The sequence below is a fragment of the Brachyspira pulli genome, assembly GCF_036997785.1.
In the GTDB taxonomy this organism is placed as follows: Bacteria; Spirochaetota; Brachyspiria; order Brachyspirales; family Brachyspiraceae; genus Brachyspira; species Brachyspira pulli.
The window spans coordinates 13,115-31,903 of record NZ_JAWLQI010000038.1 but is presented as its reverse complement, the minus strand read 5'-3'; the positions used below and the strand labels follow the sequence as shown (position 1 = coordinate 31,903).

The 18,789-nt window shown below is 27.8% G+C and carries 17 protein-coding genes; 12 read left to right on the top strand and 5 right to left on the bottom strand.

Going from position 1 to position 18,789, the window contains the following annotated elements:
- Window positions 1-345 precede the first annotated feature (345 nt).
- The 7 genes from R4K56_RS09460 to R4K56_RS09430 all read left to right on the top strand — a co-directional run bounded on the left by R4K56_RS09460 (window position 346) and on the right by R4K56_RS09430 (window position 7,089).
- Window positions 346-1,533 (top strand): M20 metallopeptidase family protein, encoded by a 1,188-nt coding sequence (locus tag R4K56_RS09460; RefSeq protein ID WP_335772418.1) that lies wholly within the window; start codon window positions 346-348, stop codon window positions 1,531-1,533.
- A 69-nt stretch (window positions 1,534-1,602) separates the two neighbouring features.
- A complete protein-coding gene (gene dapA / locus R4K56_RS09455) occupies window positions 1,603-2,484 on the top strand; it encodes a 4-hydroxy-tetrahydrodipicolinate synthase (protein WP_335758522.1) in 882 nt (293 codons plus the stop codon).
- Window positions 2,485-2,505: 21 nt separating this feature from the next.
- Window positions 2,506-3,201 (top strand): 4-hydroxy-tetrahydrodipicolinate reductase, encoded by a 696-nt coding sequence (dapB, locus tag R4K56_RS09450; RefSeq protein ID WP_335772419.1) that lies wholly within the window; start codon window positions 2,506-2,508, stop codon window positions 3,199-3,201.
- Between the two features lie 38 nt (window positions 3,202-3,239).
- Entirely contained in the window at window positions 3,240-3,950 is a 711-nt protein-coding gene (gene dapD / locus R4K56_RS09445) for a 2,3,4,5-tetrahydropyridine-2,6-dicarboxylate N-acetyltransferase (protein WP_335772420.1), read from the top strand.
- 233 nt (window positions 3,951-4,183) lie between these two features.
- Window positions 4,184-4,804: a hypothetical protein gene (locus tag R4K56_RS09440; protein WP_335772421.1), complete on the top strand. Its 621-nt coding sequence runs from the start codon at window positions 4,184-4,186 to the stop codon at window positions 4,802-4,804.
- An 84-nt stretch (window positions 4,805-4,888) separates the two neighbouring features.
- The gene (locus tag R4K56_RS09435; protein ID WP_297296101.1) at window positions 4,889-5,527 is read left to right on the top strand and encodes a hypothetical protein; all 639 of its coding nucleotides are present in this window, start codon (window positions 4,889-4,891) and stop codon (window positions 5,525-5,527) included.
- Window positions 5,528-5,955: 428 nt separating this feature from the next.
- Window positions 5,956-7,089, top strand: coding sequence for a pyridoxal phosphate-dependent aminotransferase (locus tag R4K56_RS09430; protein ID WP_335772422.1), 1,134 nt, complete (start codon window positions 5,956-5,958; stop codon window positions 7,087-7,089).
- 418 nt (window positions 7,090-7,507) lie between these two features.
- Here the strand turns inward: R4K56_RS09430 and R4K56_RS09425 are convergent, their stop codons facing one another.
- The 4 genes from R4K56_RS09425 to R4K56_RS09410 form a co-directional block, all read right to left on the bottom strand.
- Complete coding sequence (locus R4K56_RS09425) at window positions 7,508-8,122, bottom strand: hypothetical protein (RefSeq protein WP_335772423.1); 615 nt, start codon at window positions 8,120-8,122, stop codon at window positions 7,508-7,510.
- Between the two features lie 2 nt (window positions 8,123-8,124).
- Window positions 8,125-9,573, bottom strand: a complete 1,449-nt coding sequence (locus tag R4K56_RS09420; protein WP_335772424.1) for an AAA family ATPase — start codon at window positions 9,571-9,573, stop codon at window positions 8,125-8,127.
- A 169-nt stretch (window positions 9,574-9,742) separates the two neighbouring features.
- Window positions 9,743-12,007: a thiamine pyrophosphate-dependent enzyme gene (locus tag R4K56_RS09415; RefSeq protein WP_335758439.1), complete on the bottom strand. Its 2,265-nt coding sequence runs from the start codon at window positions 12,005-12,007 to the stop codon at window positions 9,743-9,745.
- Window positions 12,008-12,021: 14 nt separating this feature from the next.
- Complete coding sequence (locus tag R4K56_RS09410) at window positions 12,022-13,053, bottom strand: 2-oxoacid:acceptor oxidoreductase family protein (protein WP_335758438.1); 1,032 nt, start codon at window positions 13,051-13,053, stop codon at window positions 12,022-12,024.
- Window positions 13,054-13,424: 371 nt separating this feature from the next.
- Between R4K56_RS09410 and R4K56_RS09405 the strand changes: the two genes are divergently transcribed.
- From R4K56_RS09405 to R4K56_RS09385, 5 genes are all read left to right on the top strand, one after another.
- Window positions 13,425-15,269 carry a methyl-accepting chemotaxis protein gene (locus R4K56_RS09405; RefSeq protein WP_335772425.1) on the top strand — a complete coding sequence of 615 codons (1,845 nt, stop codon included), beginning with the start codon at window positions 13,425-13,427 and terminating at the stop codon, window positions 15,267-15,269.
- A gap of 279 nt (window positions 15,270-15,548) precedes the next feature.
- Window positions 15,549-16,568, top strand: coding sequence for a hypothetical protein (locus R4K56_RS09400; protein ID WP_418233760.1), 1,020 nt, complete (start codon window positions 15,549-15,551; stop codon window positions 16,566-16,568).
- A gap of 63 nt (window positions 16,569-16,631) precedes the next feature.
- On the top strand, window positions 16,632-17,051 hold the full coding sequence (locus R4K56_RS09395; RefSeq protein WP_335758435.1) for a PepSY-like domain-containing protein: 420 nt from the start codon (window positions 16,632-16,634) through the stop codon (window positions 17,049-17,051).
- Window positions 17,052-17,086: 35 nt separating this feature from the next.
- Window positions 17,087-17,746, top strand: a complete 660-nt coding sequence (tenA, locus tag R4K56_RS09390) for a thiaminase II (protein ID WP_335769149.1) — start codon at window positions 17,087-17,089, stop codon at window positions 17,744-17,746.
- A 66-nt stretch (window positions 17,747-17,812) separates the two neighbouring features.
- Window positions 17,813-18,241: a hypothetical protein gene (locus R4K56_RS09385; RefSeq protein ID WP_335759791.1), complete on the top strand. Its 429-nt coding sequence runs from the start codon at window positions 17,813-17,815 to the stop codon at window positions 18,239-18,241.
- A gap of 23 nt (window positions 18,242-18,264) precedes the next feature.
- Here R4K56_RS09385 and R4K56_RS09380 read toward each other — a convergent pair whose 3' ends face one another.
- Window positions 18,265-18,789, bottom strand: a complete 525-nt coding sequence (locus R4K56_RS09380) for a hypothetical protein (protein WP_335772427.1) — start codon at window positions 18,787-18,789, stop codon at window positions 18,265-18,267.

The following is an 18,789-nucleotide window of genomic DNA, read 5'->3' as shown; positions in this document are numbered from 1 at the left end:
TTTATATTTCTTTTTATAAAAAATAATAAACTTCTTTATTGACTTTTACGATATTATCTTATATAATAATACTATCAATAATTTTTTAAGGAGTTTGGAATGTACTCTTTGTTCACCTGTAACACAACCCAGAATAGTACTAATTCTTCTAACTATTCAAATACTTATTTTCAACTTTCTAAATTCTACAAATCTTTCAAACGCAACTTATCAAAATCTAAGAAGTAATACTCTAATATAATTCTTTATTTAAATAATAAAACATATATAATAATTTTTTAATAACAGTATTTTATATACAATATGGTATAACTGTTTTAAAAAACTAACAAGGCGTGTAAAATAATGCAAAATAGTAATTCTATAATATCAGATGATATACTCTCATCTATGAAAGAGTTTTTAATAGATTTAAGGAGAGATTTACATTCTCACCCAGAGCTAGGCTTTGAGGAATTCAGAACTATGGAGAAAATATCTTCTATACTTAAATCACTTAATATAAATCATAAAACACAGGTAGCCAAAACAGGCATAATAGCAGATATTGAAGGAGAAGATAAAACTTTTACAGTAGCATTCAGAGCTGATATAGATGCTTTACCTATGGAAGATAAAAAAAATTGTTCTTATTCTTCAAAAAATAAAGGTAAATGCCATTCCTGCGGACATGATGTTCATACAACTATACTCACAGGAATAGCAAAATATTTTTCAGAAGTTACGCCTCCATGCAATATAAGATTAATATATCAGCCTGCAGAAGAAACTACAGGAGGTGCATTGCCTATGATTAATGAGGGAGCTTTAGAAAATGTTAATGTTATTTATGGGCTTCATGTACGTCCGGAAATAAGAGTTGGACAAATAAGTACTAAATATGGTTCAATGTATGCAAGTTCTAATATGTTTGAAGTGCATATAAAAGGCAAATCTGCACATGGAGCAAAATCATATAATGGAATTGATGCTATAATAGTAGCTTCTCATATTATAACACAGCTTCATAGCTATATATCTGCCTTTACTGACGGAACTACAAGACTTCATATAGGCACTATAAATGGAGGAACTGCTAATAATATTGTAGCTGATAATGTAAAAATGGAAGGCATTATCAGAATGTTATGCGATGATGAAACTAGAAACAAAAGATTAAATATAATAAAAAATATAGTTATAAATACTGGTAATAATTTTGGTGCTGAAGCTGAATTTATAGATATACCTTCTTATCCTGCTTTAATAAATCATGATGAGGCAGTAAATATTATAAGAGAATCAGCATCAGAAATTTTAGGAAAAGAAAATTGCCTAGAAGAAAATGCCAATATGACAACTGAAGACTTCAGTTATTATCTTCAAAGAATAAAAGGCTCATTTTTCAGTTTAGGTGTTTCAAATGATAAAATAAATGCACCTATACACAATGGACTTTTTGATATAGATGAAGAAGCTATTAATATAGGAGTGAAAACACAATTATTAAATGTTTATAACACTTATAAAAATAAAAATAAGTTTATAAATTAACATAATTATTTTTTATAATTTACTATGGTAAAAAAATAAAATGCAATATATAATTAAAGGAGATTGAATATGTCATTATTTGAAGGAGCAGGTGTAGCTTTAATAACACCATTTACAAAAGATAATCAGGTTAACTATACAAAATTAGAGGAGTTAATTGAATTTCAAATAGCAAATAAAACAGATGCTATTATTGCCGCAGGTACAACAGCTGAAAGTGCAACACTTACTGCTGAAGAAAGAATGGAAGTTATAAAATTCTGTATCGAGCGTACTAAAAAAAGAACTTTGGTAATTGCAGGAACTGGAACCAATAATACAGCAACCGCAGTAGAGTTCAGTAAAAAATCTTATGAATATGGTGCTGATATAGTAATGGCAGTAACTCCATACTATAACAAAGGTAATGAAAGCGGACTTATAGATTATTTCAAACAAATAGCTGCTAGTGTTAAATGTCCTGTTATAATGTATAATGTGCCTTCAAGAACTGGAGTTAAATTATCACTTAATGTTATAAAAACTTTATCTGAAGTTTCAAATATTAATGGTATTAAAGAAGCAAGCGGTGATATTAGTTATGTGGCTGATATAGCAAATATTGCCCCTAACTTGGATATATATTCTGGTAATGATGATATGGTTACTCCAATGCTTGCTTTAGGTGCTAAAGGTGTTATATCTGTTACAAGCAATATTATACCTAAAGAAAATCATGACATGGTTATGAATTTCCTTAATGGTAATGTTAATGAAGCTATTAAAGCTCAAGTTAAATATATAGATTTAGTAAGAGCTATGTTTATAGAAACTAATCCCGTACCTATAAAAGAAGCTATGAACATAATGGGTTTTGAAGTTGGTGAATGCCGTTCTCCATTAGGCCCTTTAAGTGATAAAAATAGAGAATATATAAGACAAATATTAAATAAATACGGATTAAAAAAATAAATATTTAAATCGGAGTAAAAAATGAAAGTAATGATACATGGAACTGGAGTTATGAGCTCTATATTAAAAGAGGTTATAATGCAGGAAAAAGAATTAGAAATCACTGCTTTTGCTGATGACTTCACTGATGAAAAAGGAGATGTAATTATAGACTTCTCTCATTTCTCAAGGCTTCCTGCTATGATTGAATATTCTATTAAAAATAATATACCTATGGTTATTTGTACCACTGGTTATGATGAAACTATGCTTGCTAAAATTGTTGAAGCTTCTATAAAAGTACCTATAGTATTATCTTCAAATACTTGTATAGGTATCAACTTAATGAATGAAGTTGTTGCTAAAATTGCACATTTATTAAGTGATTTTGATATTGAGATTGTAGAAACTCACCATAATAGAAAAGTGGATTCTCCAAGCGGTACTGCTAAAACTCTTTATAATGTTATTAATGACGCTTTGGATAATGAAATGACTGCAGTAAACGGAAGAAACGGTCTTCATGCAAGAGATAAAAAAGAAATAGGCATACACTCTATAAGAGGCGGTTCTGTAGTAGGTGAACATAGTGTTATTTTCTATGGAGATGATGAGATAATAGAAATTAAACATACTTCTACTTCAAGAAGAATTTTTGCAAAAGGTGCTATCAAAGCCGCTAAATTCCTTGTAGGTAAAAAACCTGGTCTTTACAGAATGAAAGAAGTACTATCATAAATAATTTATATAAAAACTATAATTGAGGAGAAACGGAAATGGATATGTTAGAAAAGTCAGAAGATATTATTGCTTATATTAAGAATTCTACTAAGAAAACACCTGTAAAAATATATATAAAAGGAAATTTACCTAATCTTCAATCAAGTACTAATGCTAAAGTTTTTTCATCAGGTAATTTTCATTTTGTAGTTGGTGATTATGAAGATATACAAACTATATTAACTGAATATAAAAAATTCATAGATGATTATTATTTGGAAAATGACAGAAGAAATTCTGGAGTACCTACTTTAGATTATACTGCTGTTAATGCTAGAATAGAACCGGGTGCTATAATAAGAGATAAAGTAAAAATTGGTGACAATGCTGTTATTATGATGGGAGCTATTATCAATATTGGTGCTGAAATCGGTGAAGGCACTATGATAGATATGGGAGCCGTTTTAGGCGGACGTGCTATTGTAGGAAAGAATTGTCATGTTGGTGCTGGTGCTGTACTTGCTGGTGTTATTGAGCCTCCTTCAGCTAAACCTGTTATAATAGAAGATAATGTTGTTATAGGTGCCAATGCAGTTATCATTGAAGGCGTTCATGTTGGCAAGAATGCTGTAATTGGTGCGGGTGCTGTTGTTATAGAAGATGTTGAAGAAAATCAGGTGGTTGTTGGAAATCCTGCTAAGGTTGTAAAAACTAAAGATGAAAAAACTGCTGATAAAACTAAATTAGTAGATGATTTGAGAAAATAATAATTAAAAAACTTAATATTTAGATAAAATATTAATTGCAGTTTATAATATTTTTTATAAGCTGCAATTTTTTTATATTCATTTTTTTAAAATATTAATATAAATAATTTGTATTTTTTGTAAAAAGTTTATTTTATTAATAATTTATGAACTATAATTTGTTTATTAATTTTTTTTTTTATAATTTTATCATATAAAAATACTAGTCATATAAAAATACTAGGAGTTAAAATATGAAAAAATTTTTATCTATTTTTATGGTAACATTAATATTAATTAGTTTGCCATCATGCAGTAATGCAAAACCAACAGATCCAAAACAAAATTTTGAGAGTTACAGATTAAATGATAATGTGACTCTTCAAAAAGAAAATGATAGACTTTCCTTGAATAATTCTAAGGAAGAAAATATTTCTATAACATCAAGTAAGCTAGATAATAATTATATTGTTTCTGTATTTGCTAAAAAAGAAAATGTAAAAATTAATTTGTCGTATAATAATAATGATTTATTTCCAAATAAAGTATCAATTAGTGATGATGAAAAAATATTAGATGGATATATAAAAAATTATGATAAAGTAAATAGTACTTTTGATATAATTTGGGATAATAATGGATTAACTGTTAATAATTTTTTGGATTTGAAATTAAAAGAAACAATATCAGAAATATTATATTCTAATTTAGATGAAGAAACAAAATATGAGGCTAATATAATGTTAGTATCATATACTGTATCAGATGCTATAAATGAATATATATCTTCTAATAATTCTAGATTTATGTGGATTTTTGCTGTTATAACTTTTGGTGGTCTTATTATATGGGGATTAGGTCAAATTTTTGCTTAAAGTTATTATAATATAAATATATTTTACAAATATATTTATATATATGTTTATTACATATATGATTTAATTTAAGGAGTTTACATAATGATTATATCAAAAACAATATTTTATATACCAGCATTGTTAATATTATTTTCTTTTAATCTTTTTGCTAATTTTAAATTTGGAATAAGCCCTAGATTAGGTGCGGATATCAATATAGCTGAAACTAAAGATTATAATAGTGTATTATTAGATCCAAGATTAGATATAAATTTTCAAATAGGATATGGATTTAAATTAAATAATGTTAATTTATTAAGTGGTATAGATCTTTTATTTGATTTTGGTATTAATGAGCATATGGTATCTGTAATCGATAAAAATACATCTTTGATTAACAGAGTATCAGCATTCGGAATATATACAGGAGTAGCTTTAAAATTTGATTTAACTAAAAATAATCAAAATCTTCTTGTAGGAATATCTTCAGGAGTGCAGTTTAATCCCTTAATAAATATGAATTATAAATCAGTTCCAATATCTCCTTATGTAAGATTATCATTTGAAAGGAAATTCTTTGAAACAGAAAAAACAGATTTCATTGCTGGTGTCCATTTATCTTATGAAAATATGATTTTTAATGCTAATGATATGAATAATCTATTTGCTTCTCATACTGTTAAACAATATCATTCTGTAGGTTTGATGTTTAGCTTCGGATTTTTCTTTGAGAATAGATAATAAACAAGTTAATGATAATTAAATAAAGAATATAAACTAATTAAGGTGCTTACTTAAATAAAGTTGGTACCTTTTTTATTGCATTATAATTATTATGGGATGGTAGGCTACCTGAGAAAATCAGGTGGTTGCCGGAAATCCTGCTAAAGTGGTAAAAACTAAAGATGAAAAAACTGCTGATAAAACTAAATTGGTAGATGATTTGAGAAAATAATTTTCATTAATTTAAAGCCTCTGTATTATAATTGATATAGAGGCTTTTTATAATCATTATAATTTCATTAAATATTTTTTATAAAAAATATTCTACTTTTCCATAATACAAATTGACAAATTAAATATTTTTGGTAAAATATAACGGATTATTACAAATAATAATATCGTATATAATAATACTGTTTACATTTTTTAATTAAATGGAGATTATTATGGAATTAAATAAAAATATACTTCAAGTACCATATTCACTCATAAGAGAATTAACTGAAAAAGCTCAAAAAAAAGAAAATGCTATAATGCTTACAATAGGAGAACCTGATTTACAGCCTCCTAAAGAATTAATTGAATACGGATGTGAATACGCTAAAACTCATACTTTGGGATATACTCATTCAGGCGGAAGCGAACATATAAGAACATTAGTGGCTAATCATTATAATAAATATTATAATTCTGATATTAAAGCTGATAATGTAACTATGCATATTGGTTCTATGGAAGGTATTTCTTCTGTATTTAGGACTATTTTAAATATAGATGATGAGGTTATAATACCTACTCCTTTTTTCTCTCCTTATGAACAAGCTGTAAAACTTTCTTATGGAAAGCCAGTATTTTTGGATACTAGACCTGATCATCTTGTACTTAAACCTGAGGCAATAGAGAAAGTAATTACAAATAAAACTAAAGCTATACTTTTCAGTAATCCGGGAAATCCATCTGGATATATGCTTAAAAAAGAAGAAATGGACGAGCTTGTAAAATATTTCGAGAAAAAAGATATATTCATTATAGCTGATGAAATATATTCAGCAATATCATTTTATCCATTTACTTCATTTGCTTCTTATCCATCAATCAAAGACAAAGTAATAGTACTTAATGGTTTTTCAAAATCTCATTCTATGACTGGCTGGAGAATAGGATATAGTATAGCACCAGAGGAAGTTAGAAAATATTTGGTTAATGCAAGCTTCAACAATGTAGGAAGTATGGTTTCTCTTTCTTGTGCTATTGCTGAATATGCTTTAGAAAATTATCCTGTAATAGAAAGTTTCAGAGATATTTATAAAGAGAGAGCTTTCTTTATGGCTAAAGAATTAAATGATTTAGGTTTTGAAGTTATAGAACCTAGAGGAGCATTCTATTTATTTGTAGGGTATTCTAAATTCTCAAATGAACCTTCACTTGATTTCTCTATGCGTTTATTAGATGAGACTGGAGTTGCTGTTGTACCTGGTATTGCTTTTGGAAGTGAGAATTATTTTAGAATTGCTTTAACTCAAGATATACCTTTATTAAAAAAAGCTGCTAAAAAAATAAGAGATTTCGTTGAAAAATAATCATTAATTTTTTTATTGTAATTTTTTCCTAATAATAAAGCGGAGCGGTGAAAACTGCTTCGCTTATATACAATTTTTATTACATACCCCGCCCTTTCTACTTTTTTATTAATTTTGCAATTTTAATATTAATTATCCTCATTACTATATTAGAAATTATAACACCCGCCCAAGTTGGAATTAAGTTTATAGTCTATTTAACGCACGGTTAATTGGCTATTTTTTATAATCAATTTTTTATTTTTAATTAATCTATATTTATGATTTTGTTATGCGTGCGGTTAAGTATACAGCAAATTTAAATAAATCTAGGGTGGGAGCTATATTTTAGAATTAAGCAATAAAGAAAAAAGAATTTTAATTTATATTTTGTATTTACTAGAATAATGGGTGGGACTTAGAAAAAATCATAAACTAATTAAATATTTATAGTCGCTTCATAATTATTATTTCTATAATCATCGTATTCTAGTTTAATTATATTAAGTTTATCACTGTTAAAAAAATGATTTGGAATAACATTTGTTAAATATAATTGATTTTGTTTCCAATTATCAATAGCATACTTCATTAATTTTTGTTTATTAGGAAGAAGAACTGAAAGATCCTGAGTCAAACTACTGTCATCATAAAAAGAAACATATAAATCTATTTTATTAATATCTAAATGCAATGGAGATAATACAGTCATTACTCTTAAATATCCATTCATTAATTGAGAAGATAATTTATGAATGTTACTATCCGTAATAGTAGATTTCATTTCAATGATATCTAATTTGTATCCATCAATATTTTTAGAAATTAGAATAATATCTGACGATTTTCTAAAAGATAAATGATTAAATTTATCGGCACCTTCAATATTTGTTATAAAAATACATTCATTATATGGAATATTAATATTATATATAACATCAATATTTGCTATAGTTTCATTATAAATAAATTGCCCATTAACTACAAGCTCAAAATTAAAGAATTGATTATAATATTTATTTAACTTTTCTATTCTTTCATATAAATCTTTCATATTTAATTATCCAAATCTTCAATAAAATCCTCAAATTCTTCTGATGACTGCATTAAATATTTATGGAATGTAGGAGCTTGAAATCCATACTTACTTCCTTTTATTTCTGTTACTTCAGTAAATCCATCTTCTTTTATATCAAACTGATACATTCTCACTTTATCTTCTGAAATTAAATCATCTTCATTATAATTATATTTTTTCATCAATTCTTTTTTTACATCTTCTTTGTTATTATTTAATTTAATCATATTATTTATATGCTGAATAATAGTATCACTATGAGTAGTTATCATTACATTAACACCAATATTAATTAACTTTATGAAAAGCCTAGTTAATTGTTGTTGAAGTTTAGGATGCAAAGATATTTCAGGCTCTTCCATTATTATATTAGTATATTTCAGATATTTCAAAAATAAAACTAATGGAGCAATTTCTGTTATAACAGAAGAACTAATATGCATATCAAAATTATAATTTGAATTTTTAGATTTATAAAATATATTTACATTCTCTTGTGGTCTAAGATAATTAGTTAAATATGAACTAATAGGAATAAAATTTATCATTTGATCAATGATAATACTGCCGTCTAAAATATTACTACTAATAAAATTATATATATTATCAAACTCATTATTTATTTTTAAATAGTCAAATCCGGCAATAGAGCTTCTTTCTAAAACATTAGATAATTGATTAAAAAAATCTTGTACAGGTAATGTTAAACTTACTTTATTCGAAACATCATAAGTATTATTCCACAATGTTAATGGTGATTTTCTAATTATTAAATCTCTCAAGAGTAAAAAACCAGTTCTTGACACAGGTAAAAACAATTGACTACTAGAATTAAATAATATAGAATAAATTTTTTCTAATAAAAATAAACTCAAATCATTTATATTATTAATTTCTACATTCTCATATTTTTTATATTCATTATCATTTATATTGAATGTTATTGTCAAATAATATTTAACTTTTCCTTTATCATCACTATCAAAATAGTTTTTTTCATATAATAAAATATTTATACTAATATCATAATTAATTTCATAATCAAGAATATATAATTCCTCTATTTCAATTTGAGTAGAACTAAAAATATCTGCCAATATATTTTTTTTATTAGTTTTCAATATATTATTAATTGTTTTTATTATATCATTTATTACATTATTATCTATTTTACTATTAATAATATTTTTATTTATAATATCATATGAAATATTATCCAAAGATTCTATTTTAGGGTAATCTATATTTGTATAAAATTTATATAATAATTTGATGTTTTGTATATACCAAATTAAACTAGCTAAATAACTTTTTCCGCTATTATTATCACCTATAAATAAAGTAAATGGAGACAATTCAATTTTAGCTTCTTTAATTTTTGCGAAATTTTTTACATATAGAGTTGGATATTTAATATTTTCAGACATAATCACTTTTTACACATTTTAATATTTTCTAAAAAATTTTATCATATAATACCGCTTTGTCAACAATTTCTATTATATAATAACAAATGCAAAAATAACGGCCGCCTACCCTATTAAAGAGTAAGCAGCCGCATTTATTTATATTCTATAATTTTAAGCTATTAACTTATTATAGAACTGGACTTTCATGCATAGCTTTTAAGCGAGCCCATCTTCTGTCAACTTCAGCTTGGAATCTGTTAAGAATGTCTTCATGTTTAAGAAGGTGTTTAGTTTTACCCATCATTTTTAACCATTCAGTAACAGGCTGTTTTTTGTCGTCAGCTACCATATTAGTTATAGTAGTGATACCTTGTTCAACCTCATATAATGGGAAGAAACAACAATCAACAGCAGCTTTGATAATATCTTTACCCATGTCATCTGGAGTTTTCCAGTTTAATGGACAAGTGATAAGAAGTTTAACAAAAGCAGTACCAACATTTTTAGCATACCATTGAGCTTTAGCAGCTTTTTTAACTAAATCTAAAGGATAAGCTTCACAACCAGTAGCGATGTAAGGAACATGACAACCGTTGAAGATTTGAGCAACATCTTTGTGGTTGAATTGTTTACCAACTTCAGCTTTACCAACGTTAGAAGTAGAAGTTCTGTGTCCTAATGGAGTAGAGAATGATAATTGATTACCAGTGTTCATGTATCCTTCATTATCATATTCTAATATAATCATTTTGTGATTTCTGATAGCAGCACCAATAGAAGGTCCCATACCTATATCATGACCACCGTCACCAGTAACCATTATGAAAGTAGGATCTTCTGGTCCTTCGATTTCACCTCTGCGTTTTCTTTCATGATACATTTCTACGATACCAGAAAGAGTAGCAGCACCATTTTGGAACAAGTTGTGAACATAAGTAGTTCTGTAAGAGCTGTAAGGATAACCTGTAGTAACAACCATAGAACAACCAGTATGTACTAAAAGAACAACTTCACCTTCAATACCTTTCATGAAAGTATTGATACCAGAGAAGATACCACAACCGTTACAAGCACCATGTCCTTGAGCATAACGATAAGCTTTACCAGTTAATTCTCTAAGAGGTGGAACTTTAACATCAAGTTTATGAGTTTGTTCATTCATAGTAACTGTTATGCCAGATTTTTGGCTTTCTAAAGTCAAAGGTTCATGTATAGGTTTCATTTGAACATTAGGATCACCCATATATTGTTCTAAGTAAGCATGTTTAACAACAGAACCAGGGTTAGCTAATTCTTTTAAACCTAAATCAAATAATTCTTTAGCTTTGTCAAGAGTAAATTCAGTACCGCCAAGACCATAAACTCTGCTTACAACAGCAGATTTGTTGTTAGGATCATTTTTAAGAGCAGCTCTTATTTCAGTAGACATGTTACCGCCCATACCAGAGTATGAATCTTGTCTGTCGCCTACTACAACTACTTTAACATTAGCTAATAATTTTTGTAATTCTTTTTCAGGGAAAGGACGAATTTGAGTAATAGCAAATGCACCTATTTTAAGGCTAGGATTAGCTTTTCTCATTTCATCAACAGCTAAAGTACCAGTTTCATAAGAAGAACCGCAAAGCATTAAAGCAACTTCAGCATCTTCCATTTTGTAAGTTTCTATTGGATGATACTGTCTTCCAGAAAGAGAAGCAAATTCTTCAAATACATCAGTAACGATAGCACGAGCATCTTCTAAAGCTTGAGAAAGTTGTAATTTACTACCAGTTAATTCGTCTTCGTTCATGTAAGGTCCAATTGTAACAGGATTTTTTCCTGGTTCAACTGAAGTAACTTCTGGAGTATATTTACCTAAGAAGTTTTGAACATCTTCATCTTTTTTGAAAAGATATATTTTTTTCTTTTGGTGAGAAGTAAAGAATCCGTCAGAAGAAACTATGATAGGAAGTTTAGCTCTCTCAGCAATTTTTAATGCAAGAATATTGAAGTCGTAAACCATCTGAGTAGTATGAGCCATAATGATGATCCAACCAGTGTTAAGAGCCATCATTATATCAGATTGGTCACATTTAATATCTAATGGACCAGAAACAGTTCTGTTTACAACGTTTAATACCATAGGGAATCTAGTACCAGCTTGAACAGGTAATTGTTCCATAGCAAAAAGAAGACCGTTAGCAGAAGTAGCATTGAATACTCTACCGCCAGCAGTAGTAGCACCATAACAGATACCAGCAGCACCATGTTCACCGTCACCAGGGATCATGCAAACAGTGTGTCTTCCATTAGCTTTCATTTCATCTAAGTACTCAGCAATTTGAGTAGATGGAGTAATTGGGTAATAACCCATTACGTGATAATTGATTTGAGCGGCTGCAATGGCTGCTAATTCATTACCACTTTCAAGTATGTTTTCTTGTTCTGCAAGATTATATTTGTTAGCCATTTATTCGCTCCTTATTATTTTTTATAACGATGATATGTAAGTTCATCAACATTACAATCAGCTTCTACTTCTACTCTTAAAGCTTGCTGATCTTTTTCAAATTTACCTGAATAAGGTCCTTTTGGACAAGCTCTAACGCATTTTAAGCAGCCTTTACAATATTGATAATCAATACCCATCATATTCATAGCTGTTTTGCTACTGTCTTTTCTGTCTGGTCCTTTTTCCCAAACAATACAAAGGTCTGGACAAACAACTTCACAGTTAGCACAGTCTATACAGTTTTTAGGATTGAATACTGGTATTTTACCTGTACGAGTAACTTGTAAATCTTTTAAAGTAGAGTTACCAGCAGCATTGATATAACCGCCTGTTAATTGGTTGTTTTTACCATATACTGGTTCTGGTTTTTTATAAGGTATGTAAGGATATTTACCATCAGCAGGGAAATCTTTTACAACAGATTCACTTCCGCCTTTTCTGAAAGCTTCAATATTTGGCTCAACTAATTCAGCTTTTCTTCCGCCGAATTGTTTTCTTATTTGCTCTTCAAATTTAGCAGAGTCTATGAAATCAAGCTGATTAACCATAGCACCCATAATGATAGTGTTAGCTGCTTGTGAAGGAAGTTTTAAATCATTAGCGATTTTGATAGCATCAACACAAACTACTCTACCACCATGTAATTTAGCAAAGTCTCTTGCTTCATCTGGAGTTTTATTAGTGTTAAAAATAACAATAGCATCTTCTTTAACACCAGCTAATGTCATAGGGTTTTTAAGAAGATTCATGTGGAACACTGCCACAACATGTGGTTCTTCTACTGTAGAGTTCACTCTTACTTCTTCTTCAGAGAATCTTACGAAAGATTTTACAGGTGAACCTTTTTTTTCTGAACCATAACTAGAGAATGCAGCACCATAATAACCTTGTGATAATACACCTACTTCTGCAAGCATTTTACCAGCACTATTAGCACCCATTCCACCAATACTTTCGAGACGAATCTCGAAAAATCCTAAATCATTGACTTTTGGGAGTTTCACGATTTTTCTCCTTTATTTAATTAAAATGAGATTTTGGGAATAAACATTAAAAGCATATTATAGTAAAAAAATAATATACTGTCAATGTTTATATATTGTACTACAAAAATGATAAAAGTCAAATTAATTATAATTATTTTATCAATATATAAATTAAAATTTATTTATTAGTAATTTATACTATTACTATAATACAATTAGCAATAATTATTTACACATTTTTTACATACAGCAATTATAATTAAATAAATTTAATAAAAAATAGTTGTTTATTAATATAAATTTGACAATACATATATAAAATACTATACTATACCATAGTATGAATGTTATGAAAATATTTCAATTCTTAATATTTAAGGGATTTTTTTATGAAAAAGAAATTTTCAAGCCTAGCTATACAAATTCCAATAGTAGTTAATATATTTATAACTTTTCTTTTAATTATTTCTATATTTACACTTGTAAGAATGTCAAAAAAAGCAATAGACAAAGCATCTTATGATGGTTTCGCCACTACAATTAAAGGATATTCCACTTTTTTTGATTCTCTAGTAGAAAATCAATTAATACTATCTGACACATATTCATCATTTTCTACTATTATTTCATATATGCAAAATAGAAATCCTGAAGATGAACCAAACCTTATAAGTTCAATGAGATTTATTTCTGACAAAAACCCATATATTACAAGTATTTCACTTGTAGAAAGAGACGGAACTATAATAAATAATTCACATGGAAATAATACTGATGTAGGTAAGAAAATATCTCAATTATATCACGATTTATGGCAAAAATATGATGCTGTAAAAAAACCTACACTTTCAGATTCTATATATAAATCATCTGACGGAAAATGGATTACTGCTATAGTTTCTCCTATACATTCAAAAACAGATAATTCATATATGGGTGCTTTAATTATGATACTTGACTGGCAGAAAGTTATAGATGAAGTATCATCAACTGCAGGAGAGGTGCTTACTCATTGGATAAGATTATGGGTATTTAATAAAGATACTCTACTTGTAATGCATAATGTACCTAGTGAAGTTGGTAAAAATGCCCCTGTTGAAATAAAAACAATAGTTAATGATACTGAAGGAAAATTGGAATTCCAAAATGATGGTATGACAAAAGTATGTTTATATACAAGCCTTAAAAATCAGCCTTGGAAAGTTGCTTTTTCTATGCCTTTAAGTTTCATTGAATTGCAAAGTACTAAAATACTAATTGATGGAATTGTAATCGGTATTATTGGAATAGTATTAAGTTCTATTATAGGTTTCTTATACATAAAGAATTTAATAGCTCCTTTAAAAATACTTGTTGAAGAAGCTGAGGAAATGTCTAACGGACAATTCATATTAAGAAAATTTAAATTCAAGAAAAATGAAATAGGAAATATAGCATATTCATTTAAGCATATGAGAGATGCTATGGTAAAAATTATAAATGATGTTAATGAAACTTCTGAAAAAATAAATAATGCTGCTTTATCTCTTACTAATGGAAGTGATAACTTATCAGCAAGAACTGATGCTCAAGCTTCAAGCCTTGAAGAAACTGCTTCTGCTATAGAAGAAATGGCTTCTACAATTAAATCATCAGCAGACCATTCTGTTGAAGGAAATGATATGATGTTGGCTTCCAAAAAGGCTGTAGAAAATGGTGCTAATGTAATATCTGAAACAACAAAAAATATAGAAGAAGTTTATGAAGCTAGTGAAAAAATAAAAAGTATTACTAAAACTATAGAAGATATTGCTTTTCAAACTAATATACTTGCATTAAATGCTTCTGTAGAGGCAGCACGTGCTGGAGATCAAGGAAGAGGTTTTGCTGTAGTAGCTTCTGAAGTAAGAAATTTAGCTCAAAACTCTCAAGCATCTGCTAAAGATATAACTTCATTAATAGAAAATATATATGAAAAAATTAATAAATCTGCTGAAACTGCAAGAGAATCACAAAGCATATTTAATGATATACAATCAAAAATAGAAGGTACTGCAAAAATAATGCAGGAAATAAGTACTACTGCAGTAGAACAGCAAACTGGTGTAGATCAAGTAAATATTGCTGTATCTAAAATAGATGGTATAACTCAGCAAAATGCTATATTAGTTGATGAAACTACAACATCAGCAAAAGAATTATTGGAGCAGGCTCAAAAACTTAAAGAAACAATGACTTTCTTTAAAATAAGCTAACAATATAAAATTGACATTAAATATATTTATAATATAATAAATGCCATGAAATTTTAAAAAAATATCAGCACTCACATCTTGCTGAATATAAATTTAAGGGTATTAATTCAAAAGAATTAATGTCCTTTTTTATTTATTAAATTTCTTAAAAAACAATTAATAGGATTATTTATGAAATCACATCTTACCAAAAAATATAATATAGTTGTATTAACTGTTATTATATTTATATCATCAGCTTATCTATTAAATGCTCAATCTAAATACACAAATGCTATAATGCCTCCGCTTCCAAATGCATTTGATATGTTTATAGGCAGAGAAGGAAACAATAAACTTCCTCAATATATAAAACCCGATCTTTTTAGAGATGACTATAAAAGAACTTTACCTAATCCAAATGATGAAAATTTAAGTTTCTTTCAAAAATATCCAATAGAGTTCCATTTAACTACTACTTTTTCTTATGCAGCTCATACAAATACTTTTAATTTGAGAGAAACTTTTGCAACTATTGGACAAACTTTCCATAATAATTATATACAGTTTACAGGATTCATAACTGCTTATGGATATTTTGATACTCATAACCCAACAACAGATTATGGATATATAAAAGGAAATGCCGGACTTTATGACGGAGGAGTACAGGCAATATTTGTTGATAGAATATTAGTATCAGCAAGAGGCAGAGCTACTTTTGATATTAACACAACTACTTTCATGCTTATGCCGCACTATTATGATACAACATTAAATCCTGCAAATATTGATACTCCAGATTATTATATACCTCAAGTATTAAATGGCCCAGGAATAAGAGTTGGTTTTATTGGAAACCATTATGAGATAGCATATTCTCAAGGTGATTTCAGACATAGTATACCTAAAGCATTTTTATTCAGATTCAATATTCCTAATATAGAATTCAGATTCCTTTATGAACATGAAAACAGAATGAAGCCGGAAGATTATCATATCACTTTATTTGAATCATTGGTTCAGGCATCTGCTACATTCAGATTCCCTCTTATGAATGAAACTATTTGGCTTAATGCTATTGCTGAATATACTTGGAGAGAAAATGATGCTCATTATATACGTTTGGAACAGGGATTTGAATGGTATATGTTAAATATAGCTTTAAGGGAAATGGTTCATATAAAAGACAAACAGGCTAAAGCTTATTTAGAATATGCTATATTTGGAAAATTCAAAGCTGGCCCTGCCGAATTTAATGTTGGTTTCCAAGGTTCAACAGATGGAAGATACTATATTGCCGGAAATGTAAAAATATAAAAACTTGTAGTATTTTCTTTATAATATATAATAAACCTAATTTATTATTGGAGGAATAAGAATATGAAAAAAATTATATATACAATATTAACATTATCTTTAATGTCAATGTATGCTTTTGCTGGTTCAGTTGCTATGAGTGAAGTTCCAGATGCTGCTATAAAATTTGCAGATAAATATTTTGCAGATTATTATTTATTTAGAGCTACTGAAAATGGCGGTTCTTATACTTTAATATTTAAAGGCGGATTAAAAATATATGTTAATTCCAGAGGCGAATGGAAAACAATAAGCGGCGGCGGTGAAGAAATATCAATAGACTATGTTGAAGACAAAGTAAAAAACGCTATAAAAAAAGAATATCCTGAAGAAAAAGTTATACAAATTCAAAAAAAGAGTAAAAATTATAATGTTCAGTTCAAAAGCAGAAGAAAAATAACTATAGACTTTGAAGGAAATATTACTAAAAAAGGAAGAGATTAATAACTATATCAAATCCATATTATTAAGGAATAAAAATGAGATTCTCTGAAAATGTTTGGAATAAAAACAAAGAACTATATCTAAAAATACAAAATATGCCTTTCAACAAGGAACTTATGGAAGGAAAATTAGATAAACAAAAATTTGCATACTATATAGAACAAGACGCTTTGTATTTAAAATATTACTCTAAAGTACTGGCTATAATATCTTCAAAAATTGATAATACAAATAATGCTATTACATTTTTAAGATCTTCTATAAACTCATATATAGTTGAAGAAGAAGTAGTTCATAAGTATTTTAGAGAAATATTTAATTTTGAAAATACAAATAAAATAACTACTGCAAATATTGGCTATACAAGTTTTTTAATCAATACTTCTCATACGGAACCTGTTGAAGCTGCAGCTGCTGCAATACTTCCTTGCTTTTGGATATATAATGAAATAGGGAAATACATAAAAGAGCATGCTGAAATAGAGAATAATCCTTATGTCAAATGGATTGAAACTTATGCTGATGAAGAATTTTCAAAATCTACTGAAAATATGATAAAACTTGTAGATAATTTATATGATAATGCTTCAAATAATACAAAAGAAAAAATGATTATTGCATTTGATAAAGCTTTTGTGTGGGAATACAGATTTTGGAATGATGCTTATAATTTAGATGATTTCTATAATGTATAATACATAATTCAAAAATATAATGCTATCTCCGATAATATACTAAATTATAAAAATTGGGCTTATACTATGAATAAACTTTATCTCATATCTATAATGACAATAATATTGATTGTATCTTGCAATGACAAAAAAGAAGAAAGTAAGCAATATAGATTAGATATTAAAGAAGATGCAAATAAAAATATAGATATAAAAAGCAGAGATTTTGACGCTATAGACTTAATTAAAAAAAGTTCATTCACAAGCTACCCTACCATCACAATAGAAAATCTTATATCATCATTTAATACTGTAGAATGGCAGGATTTTATAGCTGAAGATGATTATATGCGTTATATAGATATAATAGGAAAATATGATACTAATGTATATATTATACAATTTCAAATCATAGATCCCTACAGATGGGATTTATACGCTTTTGAAATAAACAGCGAACCCTATTCTGTAGATCTAGTAGTAAGCAAATTATATGCTCTATACACAAATAAATAATATTAAATAATCAACTCTTTATATTAATTAAAAGATAATGATATGCTTCCTCTTTTGATATCTATAGGACCAGCAGTTCCTCTTGATAATTTTATTTGAATAGCCTGACTTCTGTCTATATCATCGCCAACCGTCCAATCATTTTTCTGAGGCTCAAATAAACCAACAGTAGTACCTAAACCAGATCTTTTTCCTAAGAAAATTTTTACATCATAATATGTTACAACTATACCATTAACACCTTTAATATTTTCTTCTATTACTTTTATAGGTGCAACCACAGATGCACTTTTTATTTCTTGTTCAGACATAGATTCAACATCTTTTCCGCCTAATACATAATAAGTTTTGCCATTAATTTCTACTGCCTGAACTTCCTTATCTGCTCCATAAACGGTTACTTTCATTTTAGAAGGATCGTCTCTAGTTACAGTTTCTTCCTTTTTAACTTCCTCTTTTTTAACTTCTGCATCATCTTTAGGCTGCATAGTCACACAACCAACCATCACTATCATCAAGCCAACAGCAGCTAAAACTCTCTTAAACAT

Bases quoted from the DNA above. Each gene is read 5' to 3' on its own strand.
- R4K56_RS09395 (WP_335758435.1), top strand. From the start codon at position 16,632: ATGAAAAAAATTATATATACAATATTAACATTATCTTTAATGTCAATG.
- dapB (WP_335772419.1), top strand. From the start codon at position 2,506: ATGAAAGTAATGATACATGGAACTGGAGTTATGAGCTCTATATTAAAA.
- R4K56_RS09415 (WP_335758439.1), bottom strand. From the start codon at position 12,007: ATGGCTAACAAATATAATCTTGCAGAACAAGAAAACATACTTGAAAGT.
- R4K56_RS09425 (WP_335772423.1), bottom strand. From the start codon at position 8,122: ATGAAAGATTTATATGAAAGAATAGAAAAGTTAAATAAATATTATAAT.
- R4K56_RS09435 (WP_297296101.1), top strand. From the start codon at position 4,889: ATGATTATATCAAAAACAATATTTTATATACCAGCATTGTTAATATTA.
- R4K56_RS09385 (WP_335759791.1), top strand. From the start codon at position 17,813: ATGAATAAACTTTATCTCATATCTATAATGACAATAATATTGATTGTA.
- R4K56_RS09430 (WP_335772422.1), top strand. From the start codon at position 5,956: ATGGAATTAAATAAAAATATACTTCAAGTACCATATTCACTCATAAGA.
- dapD (WP_335772420.1), top strand. From the start codon at position 3,240: ATGGATATGTTAGAAAAGTCAGAAGATATTATTGCTTATATTAAGAAT.
- dapA (WP_335758522.1), top strand. From the start codon at position 1,603: ATGTCATTATTTGAAGGAGCAGGTGTAGCTTTAATAACACCATTTACA.
- R4K56_RS09440 (WP_335772421.1), top strand. From the start codon at position 4,184: ATGAAAAAATTTTTATCTATTTTTATGGTAACATTAATATTAATTAGT.
- R4K56_RS09460 (WP_335772418.1), top strand. From the start codon at position 346: ATGCAAAATAGTAATTCTATAATATCAGATGATATACTCTCATCTATG.
- R4K56_RS09400 (WP_418233760.1), top strand. From the start codon at position 15,549: ATGCCTCCGCTTCCAAATGCATTTGATATGTTTATAGGCAGAGAAGGA.
- R4K56_RS09420 (WP_335772424.1), bottom strand. From the start codon at position 9,573: ATGTCTGAAAATATTAAATATCCAACTCTATATGTAAAAAATTTCGCA.
- R4K56_RS09380 (WP_335772427.1), bottom strand. From the start codon at position 18,789: ATGTTTAAGAGAGTTTTAGCTGCTGTTGGCTTGATGATAGTGATGGTT.
- R4K56_RS09405 (WP_335772425.1), top strand. From the start codon at position 13,425: ATGAAAAAGAAATTTTCAAGCCTAGCTATACAAATTCCAATAGTAGTT.
- tenA (WP_335769149.1), top strand. From the start codon at position 17,087: ATGAGATTCTCTGAAAATGTTTGGAATAAAAACAAAGAACTATATCTA.